We start from the raw sequence: 11,827 nt of genomic DNA, 5'->3' as shown, positions 1-11,827 counted from the left end.
CATGATACACTCTAATTCCTGTGCAAGAGACATTGAATGTCGAAATGCTGGGAGCAAGTTCTTTGAAAACTGAACAAATGGAACACGTTAATTTTTAAAGAGATTCATTTAATGAATCGTCAGTTTCAAAATGAGCATATCGCTCTTTTCAATACTAATTGGAGAGTTTGATCCTGGCTCAGGACGAACGCTGGCGGCGTGCCTAATACATGCAAGTCGAGCGGAGTTACTTTGAAAGCTTGCTTTCAAAGTAACTTAGCGGCGGACGGGTGAGTAACACGTAGGCAACCTGCCCTTCAGACTGGGATAACTACCGGAAACGGTAGCTAATACCGGATAATTTCTTTTTTCTCCTGAGAGAAGAATGAAAGACGGAGCAATCTGTCACTGAGGGATGGGCCTGCGGCGCATTAGCTAGTTGGTGGGGTAACGGCCCACCAAGGCGACGATGCGTAGCCGACCTGAGAGGGTGAACGGCCACACTGGGACTGAGACACGGCCCAGACTCCTACGGGAGGCAGCAGTAGGGAATCTTCCGCAATGGGCGAAAGCCTGACGGAGCAACGCCGCGTGAGTGATGAAGGTTTTCGGATCGTAAAGCTCTGTTGCCAGGGAAGAACGTCCGGTAGAGTAACTGCTACCGGAGTGACGGTACCTGAGAAGAAAGCCCCGGCTAACTACGTGCCAGCAGCCGCGGTAATACGTAGGGGGCAAGCGTTGTCCGGAATTATTGGGCGTAAAGCGCGCGCAGGCGGCTATTTAAGTCTGGTGTTTAAACCTTGGGCTCAACCTGAGGTCGCACTGGAAACTGGGTGGCTTGAGTACAGAAGAGGAAAGTGGAATTCCACGTGTAGCGGTGAAATGCGTAGATATGTGGAGGAACACCAGTGGCGAAGGCGACTTTCTGGGCTGTAACTGACGCTGAGGCGCGAAAGCGTGGGGAGCAAACAGGATTAGATACCCTGGTAGTCCACGCCGTAAACGATGAGTGCTAGGTGTTAGGGGTTTCGATACCCTTGGTGCCGAAGTTAACACAGTAAGCACTCCGCCTGGGGAGTACGGTCGCAAGACTGAAACTCAAAGGAATTGACGGGGACCCGCACAAGCAGTGGAGTATGTGGTTTAATTCGAAGCAACGCGAAGAACCTTACCAGGTCTTGACATCCCTCTGAATCTGCTAGAGATAGCAGCGGCCTTCGGGACAGAGGAGACAGGTGGTGCATGGTTGTCGTCAGCTCGTGTCGTGAGATGTTGGGTTAAGTCCCGCAACGAGCGCAACCCTTAACTTTAGTTGCCAGCAGGTAATGCTGGGCACTCTAGAGTGACTGCCGGTGACAAACCGGAGGAAGGTGGGGATGACGTCAAATCATCATGCCCCTTATGACCTGGGCTACACACGTACTACAATGGCCGGTACAACGGGAAGCGAAGCCGCGAGGTGGAGCCAATCCCATCAAAGCCGGTCTCAGTTCGGATTGCAGGCTGCAACTCGCCTGCATGAAGTCGGAATTGCTAGTAATCGCGGATCAGCATGCCGCGGTGAATACGTTCCCGGGTCTTGTACACACCGCCCGTCACACCACGAGAGTTTACAACACCCGAAGTCGGTGGGGTAACCCGCAAGGGAGCCAGCCGCCGAAGGTGGGGTAGATGATTGGGGTGAAGTCGTAACAAGGTAGCCGTATCGGAAGGTGCGGCTGGATCACCTCCTTTCTATGGAGAATCGTCTTCTGCAATGAAGACATTCAAATCGGAAGCTAAGCTTCCAAAACTAATTAACGTGTATCCATTTGTTCGGTTTTGATGGAATTTGCGGGGCCATAGCTCAGCTGGGAGAGCGCCTGCCTTGCAAGCAGGAGGTCAGCGGTTCGATCCCGCTTGGCTCCACCAACAAACTTCATCTATTTGTTATGTCTATACACTTGATCCTTGAAAACTGGATACCGAAACGAATTTGCGTTTTAGAACATCTTTTAGCAACTTGTGTAAACAAGTAAATGTTATTAGTGAGATTTTTCTTCGGAAAAATCAAGGTTAAGCTAATAAGAGCACACGGAGGATGCCTAGGCGCCAGGAGCCGACGAAGGACGTGGCGAACAACGAAACTGCCTCGGGGAGCTGTAAGCAAGCTTTGATCCGGGGGTGTCCGAATGGGGAAACCCAGCTGTGGTAATTCGCAGTTACTCATACCTGAATACATAGGGTGTGTAGAGGCAGACCAGGGGAACTGAAACATCTAAGTACCCTGAGGAAGAGAAAACAATAGTGATTCCGTCAGTAGCGGCGAGCGAACGCGGAACAGCCTAAACCTAAGAGCTTGCTCTTAGGGGTTGTGGGACGTCTCACATGGAGTTACAAAGGAATATGGTAGGTGAAGAGGTCTGGAAAGGCCCGCGATAGAGGTAAAAGCCCTGTAACCTAAACTGTGTTCTCTCCGAGACGGATCCCGAGTAGTGCGGGGCACGTGAAACCCCGTATGAATCCAGCAGGACCATCTGCTAAGGCTAAATACTACCTGGCGACCGATAGTGAAACAGTACCGTGAGGGAAAGGTGAAAAGCACCCCGGAAGGGGAGTGAAATAGAACCTGAAACCGTGTGCTTACAAAAAGTCAGAGCCCGATCTATGGGTGATGGCGTGCCTTTTGTAGAATGAACCGGCGAGTTACGTTTAACATGCAAGGTTAAGCCGAGAAGGTGGAGCCGCAGCGAAAGCGAGTCTGAATAGGGCGATTTAGTATGTGGACGTAGACCCGAAACCGTGTGATCTACCCCTGTCCAGGGTGAAGGTGCGGTAACACGCACTGGAGGCCCGAACCCACGTACGTTGAAAAGTGCGGGGATGAGGTGGGGGTAGCGGAGAAATTCCAATCGAACTCGGAGATAGCTGGTTCTCCCCGAAATAGCTTTAGGGCTAGCCTCGGTATAAGAGTAGTGGAGGTAGAGCACTGATTGGGTGCGGGGTCCGCAAGGATTACCAAGCTCAGTCAAACTCCGAATGCCATATACTTATTGCCGGGAGTCAGACAGTGAGTGCTAAGATCCATTGTCAAAAGGGAAACAGCCCAGACCATCAGCTAAGGTCCCCAAGTGTGTGTTAAGTGGGAAAGGATGTGGAGTTGCACAGACAACCAGGATGTTGGCTTAGAAGCAGCCACCATTGAAAGAGTGCGTAATAGCTCACTGGTCGAGTGACTCTGCGCCGAAAATGTAACGGGGCTAAACACACCACCGAAGCTATGGCTAGATACGTATGTATCTGGGGTAGGGGAGCGTTGTGTAGGGGTTGAAGGTGTACTGAAAAGAGCGCTGGACACTACACAAGTGAGAATGCCGGTATGAGTAACGAAAAGATCAGTGAGAATCTGATCCGCCGAAAGCCCAAGGTTTCCTGAGGAAGGCTCGTCCGCTCAGGGTAAGTCGGGACCTAAGGCGAGGCCGAAAGGCGTAGTCGAAGGACAACAGTTTGAAATTACTGTACCACCGTAATCCGCTATGAGCGATGGGGTGACGCAGGAGGGTAGTGACGCGGACTGATGGATGTCCGTCTAAGCAGTGAGGCTGATGTGTAGGCAAATCCGCACATCATTAAGGCTGGGCTGTGATGGGGAGCGAAAATTGTAGTAGCGAAGGTCATGATCTCACACTGCCAAGAAAAGCCTCTAGCCAGGAGAAGGTGCCCGTACCGCAAACCGACACAGGTAGGCGAGAAGAGAATTCTAAGGCGCGCGGAAGAACTCTCGTTAAGGAACTCGGCAAAATGACCCCGTAACTTCGGGAGAAGGGGTGCCCCGGTAGTGTGAATAGCACGAGGGGGCCGCAGTGAAAAGGCCCAAGCGACTGTTTAGCAAAAACACAGGTCTGTGCGAAGCCGCAAGGCGAAGTATACGGGCTGACGCCTGCCCGGTGCTGGAAGGTTAAGGGGAGTGGTTAGGGGTAACCCGAAGCTATGAACCGAAGCCCCAGTAAACGGCGGCCGTAACTATAACGGTCCTAAGGTAGCGAAATTCCTTGTCAGGTAAATTCTGACCCGCACGAATGGCGTAACGACTTGGGCGCTGTCTCAACGAGAGATCCGGTGAAATTTTAATACCTGTGAAGATGCAGGTTACCCGCGACAAGACGGAAAGACCCCATGGAGCTTTACTGCAGCTTGATATTGAATTTGGGTACGATCTGTACAGGATAGGTGGGAGCCGTAGAAATCGGAGCGCAAGCTTCGGTGGAGGCGCCGTTGGGATACCACCCTGATCGTATCTAGGTTCTAACCTAGTGCCCTAATCGGGTACGGGGACCGTGTCAGGCGGGCAGTTTGACTGGGGCGGTCGCCTCCTAAAGAGTAACGGAGGCGTTCCAAGGTTCCCTCAGAATGGTTGGAAATCATTCGCAGAGTGCAAAGGCATAAGGGAGCTTGACTGCGAGACCTACAAGTCGAGCAGGGACGAAAGTCGGACTTAGTGATCCGGTGGTACCGCATGGAAGGGCCATCGCTCAACGGATAAAAGCTACCCTGGGGATAACAGGCTTATCTCCCCCAAGAGTCCACATCGACGGGGAGGTTTGGCACCTCGATGTCGGCTCATCGCATCCTGGGGCTGAAGTAGGTCCCAAGGGTTGGGCTGTTCGCCCATTAAAGCGGTACGCGAGCTGGGTTCAGAACGTCGTGAGACAGTTCGGTCCCTATCTGTCGTGGGCGCAGGAAATTTGAGAGGAGCTGTCCTTAGTACGAGAGGACCGGGATGGACGTACCGCTGGTGCACCAGTTGTTCCGCCAGGAGCATGGCTGGGTAGCTACGTACGGACGGGATAAGCGCTGAAAGCATCTAAGCGTGAAGCCCCCCTCAAGATGAGATTTCCCAATTAGTAAGACCCCTTGAAGACGACGAGGTAGATAGGTTGGAGGTGGAAGTGCAGCAATGCATGGAGCTGACCAATACTAATCGGTCGAGGGCTTATCCTATACTTAGAATGCAAATTCGTTTCGGATTCAGTTTTCAGGCGATTAAGCCTGAAATACGCTTAGAAATTTATTGTCACTTCTGGTGATGAACCGAATTTCACGCGGCAGCGTCTGTTTCACAGACGCATGTTTGGTGGCGATAGCGGAGGGGTTCCACGCGTACCCATCCCGAACACGACCGTTAAGCCCTCCAGCGCCGATGGTACTTGGACCGAAGGGTCCTGGGAGAGTAGGACGTTGCCAAGCACAAATAGACCACTGTTGATAACTCGACAGTGGCTTTTTTGCGTCTATTATAGATTGTGGAAAACTTGTGGATAATTCATTGGAATTTGCAGAAAACTTACACACATGTGGATAGATGATTAAAAGGCAAAAAATCACCGAATGGTGTGGATTAAGTACATATTTATGTAGATCTGTCAACAGAAAACCTAAGTAATACACGGGTTGCTGTGGATATAGTCAGATTTATGTGGATAAAGGGATTGATAAGTGGATAATTATTTTAACTTGAATAGGACAAGATTACAAGACTATTTTTGAAACTGCTTAAAGCTGTGGATAACTAAAAAAAGTTCGAAAAATATCCTTATAATTCGCACACAATACACTCTCTTGTTATACTAACCATAAAAGTAAATTCATAAATGGTGAGGTGAGTTTTGTGGATATCAGACAGTTGCACTCAGAAGAGTTTGATCTAAGCATGGATTTATCTGAATATGCTTTTCAATACAAGCTGCCTAGTGAGAAAAGGGCTAATGCTAAGGAAAGATTTAAAGCAGAACGCGTATGGGGTGCTTTTGAAGAAGGTACTTTGGAAGCCAAACTTACTCTTCTTCCATTCCAAGTGTACATACAAGGTAGATTAGTACCTATGGGAGGGCTCGCTGGGGTAGCGACATGGCCAGAGAATCGCAGACAGGGTCATGTGGCAAAGCTCCTAGCGCATACGCTGCAAACGATGAATGAGGCGGGGCAGACATTATCTTTTCTGCATCCGTTCTTGATCCCCTTTTATCGCAAATTTGGTTGGGAAGTTTATTGTGAATATAAGAAATACTCCATTCCTGTTGCCAAGTTTCCCAAGAAGGTTGAAGTTGAGGGCAAGGTAAGACGCGGTGTTAAAGATATCGGAGTATTGGACAACTTATACAATCGTTTTGCAGTTAGATATAACGGAACACTTAAGCGTGATTTGGACTGGTGGGAGAACTCTGTTCTGGATGATGAAGGTCAGACTGCGGTATTTTATTCACAGCTTGGGGAACCTGAAGGATACGTATTATATAAGATAGAAAATAGAGAACTGGTCATTGATGAATTTGTGTTTTTGAACGAACAGGCCCGGCAGGGGCTGTGGACATTTCTTGCGAATCACGATTCAATGGTGACCGGTGCATCGCTAAAACTGGTGCCATCCGATGATATGTTACCCTTTTTGCTGCCTGATCCGCGTATAGAGCAGGAGAACTATCCTTATTTTATGGCGCGTATTGTGAATGCTAAAGTATTTGTGGAGAGTTATTCTTTTAAGCGTCACAGCAGTCAGAAGAAACAGGTTATTTATATTGAAGATAAATATGCACCATGGAATGACGGGTTGTGGGAATGGACGGTCTCCGAAGAGGGAGCAGCAGCTTTCTTGCGTATAGAGGGTGAACGGGATGCAGCTGACTTAAGCTGTGATATTGGCACGCTGACGATTCTAATGTTTGGATATAAACGCCCTGCAGAGCTGGCTCGTTATGGACTTGTGACTGGTAGTCCGACGGCTCTGGAATGGCTCGAAGAAATCATTCCGCAAGCTGAAACCGCACTTTTTGATCATTTTTAGAAAATAATTAGGCTCTCCCCTTCGAAAGATGCTGGGAGAGTTCTTTATTTCCGAATACATTCGCTGAAAAAAGTGAAAAATAAGAGAATCCTCTTGGAATTAGCACAGAATATGTTATAATATTAAAAAGTCAAAGAAAGTCAAAGTCAACGCACCTGATGACATACAGTGCGATCCTCTGAATTCGTGAAGTTTTCTTCAGACTTATATGAATGAAGTTCACTAATGAATGTCATTAAGGATGCGGGCCGCAACCGATATTATGAAGCTTTAAAGAGCACTGGAGGATGAGTGATGCGCAATATCTCTGATATTATTGAACAATATCTGAAGAATATTTTGCATGAAAGTCCCGAAGGTACGGTGGAAATCCAGCGAAATGACCTGGCGGACCAGTTCTCATGCGTACCGTCACAGATCAATTATGTTATTAGTACACGCTTTACACTGGAAAAAGGCTATGTGGTGGAAAGTAAGCGTGGTGGCGGGGGATATATTCGTATTCAACGTTTTGAATTGCCGCCCAACGTGGCACTGCATGCCCATTTAAACCATACTATAGGTGGCGGGATAGATCAGAACGCTGCCGAAGGGTTGATTTATCAACTGGAGGAAGCTGGTTTTCTAAGCAAGCGTGAGGCGTGTCTTATGCGCGCTGCTGTTTCTCGGGATTGCCTAACGGTTAAGATTCCATATCGGGATGAGATTCGGGCCAAGATTATGAAGGCGATGTTAATCTCTTTGTTAGGCAAATAATTGTCAATCATAAGGGAGGGGCTTTCGCTTATGCAATGTCAGGAATGTGGCGTCAAGCCAGCAACACTCCATTTCACCAAGATCGTGAATGGAGAGAAGACAGAATTTCATATCTGCGAGAGCTGTGCGCGGGAGAAGGGTGAACTGATCCCGGGAACTGCTGGAGGATTCTCCATTCACAGCTTGCTGTCCGGTCTGCTTGATCTTGAAGGGGCCGGTAAGGAAAAGACGGCTGCTACGAAGACTACGCAGAGTCTGCAATGTGAGAATTGTGGGATGACGTACTCGCAGTTTAGCAAATTGGGTCGTTTTGGCTGCAGCTCCTGTTATAAATATTTTAACAGTGCACTGGACCCGCTCTTTAAACGGGTGCATGGCAGCACTTCGCATGTAGGCAAGATTCCCAAACGTGCTGGAGCACAGATTGTGTTCAAACGGCAAATTGATGAATTGAAGCTGGAATTACAGCAAAGTATCGCACAGGAGGAATTCGAAACTGCGGCAGAGCTGCGGGATCAAATTCGCCAACTTGAAAAAGAAATGGCACAAGAGTAAAGTCTTTGATATATAGGGGGGATATGACATGTCAAGTCTCCGATTTACTGAACAAGCGCTTAGTGATTGGATGCGCTCGGGAGGCAGTCACTCCGAGATTGTAATTAGCAGCCGTATGCGTATTGCACGTAACTTAGAGCATCTTCCATTCCCTATGCTTGCTTCCTTAGAGCAATCGGAAGAAGTATTAGAGCTGCTGGCCCCTGTGTTTCATGGGGAAACTGCTGCCGAATTCGGATCTTTTCAACTGATAAAGCTTGCTGAAGTGAATGAACTGGACAAAAAGGTATTGGTCGAGAAACATCTCATCAGTCCTAATCTGGCTAATGATTCACGTGGTGCAGCTGTGATATTAAATGAAGATGAGTCGGTCAGCATCATGATTAACGAAGAAGACCATCTGCGGATCCAATGTCTGTTCCCGGGTCTTCAGGTAAGAGAAGCATGGGAACGTGCGACAGCCATCGATGATATCTTCGAATCGGCTGTTAATTACGCTTTTGATGATAAAAGAGGATACTTGACCAGTTGTCCCACCAATGTGGGTACAGGGCTGCGTGCCTCAGTAATGCTGCATTTGCCAGCACTAGTAATGACCCAACAGATCAATCGCATATTGTCAGCAGTGAATCAAGTGGGATTGACTGTAAGAGGAATTTATGGTGAGGGCAGCGAAGCAGTAGGGAACATCTTTCAAATTTCCAATCAGATTACTCTCGGTCAAACGGAAAGTGAAATCATCGAGAACCTTCACAGTGTAGTCACCCAGATTATAGAGCATGAACGAAATGCCCGTGAAAGGCTGCTTGTAGATTCCGCTTTAAGAATTACAGACCGAGTGAAAAGATCTTATGGGATTTTGTGTTATGCAGCTCTAATGGAGCTTAAAGAATCCGCACAACGGCTGTCTGATGTGAGACTTGGGGTCGACCTTGGCATACTGGAAGGCCCTTCGATTTCCGTGCTTAATGAGCTTAACGTTAAGACACAGCCAGGATTTCTGCAAAAAATGTTCGGTGACGAGATGAACGCTACTGAACGGGATATGTATCGGGCGAAACTGCTCCGAGAAACACTGGGAACACAACATTAATATAGATATTTATTATTCATGGAGGTGCAGGAGATATGATGTTTGGAAGATTTACGGAACGCGCACAAAAAGTGCTAGCGCTAGCGCAGGAAGAAGCTGTTCGTTTAGGACACAACAATATTGGCACAGAACATATTTTGCTAGGACTTATTCGTGAAGGAGACGGCATTGCTGCTAAAGCATTAATCGCTTTGGGTCTGGGTCTTGAGAAAATCCAGGACGAAGTGGAGACACTGATTGGCAGAGGCCAAGAACAACCTACGAACATTGCTTATACTCCTCGCGCCAAAAAAGTAATCGAGTTGTCGATGGACGAAGCCCGCAAGCTGGGACATACGTATGTCGGCACTGAGCATATTCTGCTAGGACTTATTCGTGAAGGAGAAGGTGTCGCGGCTCGTGTGCTTAATAACCTCGGCATCAGCTTGAACAAAGCTCGTCAGCAAGTGCTTCAGCTTCTGGGAAGCAGCGAGGCTGCATCCAGTCATAGCGGAACACCTGCTAATGTCAGCACACCGACTCTAGACGGCCTAGCACGCGATTTGACGGCTTATGCGAAGGATGGCAACCTGGATCCAGTTATCGGTCGTAGCAAGGAAATTGAACGTGTTATTCAGGTACTGAGCCGCCGGACGAAGAACAACCCCGTGTTGATAGGTGAACCTGGGGTTGGTAAAACAGCTATTGCTGAAGGCTTGGCCCAAAAGATCATTAATAATGAAATTCCAGAAACACTGCGCGACAAACGCGTAATGACGCTCGATATGGGTTCTGTAGTGGCTGGTACTAAATATCGCGGTGAGTTTGAAGACCGCCTCAAGAAAATCATGGATGAGATTCGCCAAGCGGGGAATATCGTACTCTTTATCGATGAGCTTCATACGCTGATCGGTGCTGGTGGCGCAGAAGGTGCTATTGATGCATCTAACATTCTTAAGCCGGCTTTAGCCCGCGGAGAACTTCAGTGCATCGGTGCGACTACGCTGGATGAATATCGTAAATATATTGAAAAAGATGCAGCTTTGGAGCGTCGTTTCCAACCAATTACGGTGGATCAGCCGTCTCCAGAAGAAGCGGTACAAATTCTATTTGGACTTCGTGATCGTTATGAAGCACATCACCGTGTGAAAATTACGGATGAAGCTATCGTGGAAGCTGTAAAGCTGTCTGATCGTTACATTCCGGATCGTTTCCTGCCGGATAAAGCCATTGACCTTATCGATGAAGCAGGGTCTAAAGTAAGGCTTCACTCTTACACTATCCCGCCAAATCTGAAGGAACTAGAAATGCGCTTGGATGATATCCGCAAGGAGAAGGATTCCGCTGTTCAGAGCCAAGAGTTTGAGAAAGCGGCTGCCCTGCGTGATACGGAGCAAAAAATCCGTGAAGAGCTTGATACGACTAAGAACCAGTGGAAAGAAAAACAAGGACGCACGGATTCTGAAGTTACTCCTGAAGATATCGCACAGGTTGTAGCAAGCTGGACGGGGATCCCTGTAAGCAAGCTGAAGGAAGAAGAGACCGACCGTCTGCTTAACATGGAGGCTCTGCTGCATGAACGAGTGATTGGTCAGGACGAAGCTGTTAAGGCTGTCAGCCGGGCATTGCGCCGGGCGCGTGCGGGTCTTAAAGATCCGAAACGTCCAATGGGCTCGTTTATCTTCCTCGGTCCTACGGGTGTAGGTAAAACTGAGTTGGCACGTGCGCTTGCTGAAGCTATGTTCGGCGATGAGAATGCGGTCATTCGTATTGATATGTCGGAATACATGGAGAAGCACTCCACGTCCCGTTTAGTTGGTGCCCCTCCTGGATATGTCGGCTATGAAGAAGGCGGCCAATTAACAGAGAAGGTACGTCGTAAACCATACTCTGTAGTACTGCTTGATGAAATTGAAAAAGCGCATCCGGAAGTATTCAACATTTTGCTGCAAGTGCTTGAAGATGGTCGCCTTACCGACTCTAAAGGCCGGGTAGTTGACTTCCGTAATACACTTATCATTCTGACCTCTAACGTAGGCGCACAGGCAATCAAGAAGAATTCGACACTTGGATTCACGGCTGTGCAAGATGCAGGAGCAGAATACGGCAATATGAAGGGCAAGGTTATGGAAGAGCTCAAGAAGAGCTTCCGTCCAGAGTTCTTGAACCGGATCGACGAAATCATCGTCTTCCACTCACTCGATGAGAAACATATCGCTGAGATCGTTACGTTGATGTCTGATGAGCTCCGCAAGCGCCTGCGTGAATATGATGTTGATTTCGTACTCACGGATGCAGCGAAGGCCTTCTTGGCTAAAGAAGGTTATGACCCAGCCTTTGGTGCACGTCCATTGCGCCGGGCAATTCAGAAGCATATTGAGGACCGTCTTTCTGAGGAATTGTTGAGAGGAAATATCCAAAAGGGTGATTCCCTCAATATTGATGAGGTCGGCGGAGAACTTGTGGTGACTAAAGTGGACGCTCCAGTAGCGCCAGCGCTTGAAAAAGAAGTAGAATCCGAATAAAATAAACAAGGCTTTCGCTCCTTATTTATAGAGGAGCGGAAGCTTTTTTTATTGGAAATAGATCAATTTTAAATATACATTTAATGCAAATACCGAATGACCTTTCGTTAAAGGGGTAGA

Annotated in this window: 5 protein-coding genes, 1 tRNA gene and 3 rRNA genes; all 9 read left to right on the top strand. The window is 48.2% G+C overall.

Annotation, left to right across the window (positions count from 1 at the left end):
• Positions 1-155: 155 nt before the first annotated feature.
• The 9 genes from MKX34_RS29645 to clpC all read left to right on the top strand — a co-directional run bounded on the left by MKX34_RS29645 (position 156) and on the right by clpC (position 11,707).
• Positions 156-1,713, top strand: a 16S ribosomal RNA gene (locus tag MKX34_RS29645).
• A 101-nt stretch (positions 1,714-1,814) separates the two neighbouring features.
• Positions 1,815-1,890: transfer RNA gene (locus tag MKX34_RS29640), tRNA-Ala, on the top strand.
• 142 nt (positions 1,891-2,032) lie between these two features.
• Positions 2,033-4,959: ribosomal RNA gene (locus tag MKX34_RS29635) — 23S ribosomal RNA — on the top strand.
• A gap of 129 nt (positions 4,960-5,088) precedes the next feature.
• A 5S ribosomal RNA gene (rrf, locus tag MKX34_RS29630) occupies positions 5,089-5,205 on the top strand.
• The 16S, 23S and 5S rRNA genes sit together here with 1 tRNA gene alongside, the layout of an rRNA operon.
• Before the next feature lie 421 nt (positions 5,206-5,626).
• Entirely contained in the window at positions 5,627-6,799 is a 1,173-nt protein-coding gene (locus tag MKX34_RS29625; RefSeq protein WP_036680463.1) for a GNAT family N-acetyltransferase, read from the top strand.
• A 294-nt stretch (positions 6,800-7,093) separates the two neighbouring features.
• On the top strand, positions 7,094-7,555 hold the full coding sequence (locus MKX34_RS29620; RefSeq protein WP_036680465.1) for a CtsR family transcriptional regulator: 462 nt from the start codon (positions 7,094-7,096) through the stop codon (positions 7,553-7,555).
• Positions 7,556-7,585: 30 nt separating this feature from the next.
• Positions 7,586-8,110, top strand: coding sequence for a UvrB/UvrC motif-containing protein (locus MKX34_RS29615; RefSeq protein WP_036680467.1), 525 nt, complete (start codon positions 7,586-7,588; stop codon positions 8,108-8,110).
• A gap of 28 nt (positions 8,111-8,138) precedes the next feature.
• Positions 8,139-9,203, top strand: a complete 1,065-nt coding sequence (locus tag MKX34_RS29610) for a protein arginine kinase (RefSeq protein WP_036680469.1) — start codon at positions 8,139-8,141, stop codon at positions 9,201-9,203.
• A gap of 35 nt (positions 9,204-9,238) precedes the next feature.
• A complete protein-coding gene (gene clpC, locus MKX34_RS29605; RefSeq protein WP_036680471.1) occupies positions 9,239-11,707 on the top strand; it encodes an ATP-dependent protease ATP-binding subunit ClpC in 2,469 nt (822 codons plus the stop codon).
• The last annotated feature ends 120 nt before the right edge of the window (positions 11,708-11,827 follow it).

Origin of the sequence: Paenibacillus sp. FSL R5-0636, from assembly GCF_037974255.1 — a bacterium.
Taxonomy (GTDB): Bacteria; Bacillota; Bacilli; order Paenibacillales; family Paenibacillaceae; genus Paenibacillus_AQ; species Paenibacillus_AQ odorifer.
This window is presented reverse-complemented; position numbering and strand designations above follow the sequence as displayed.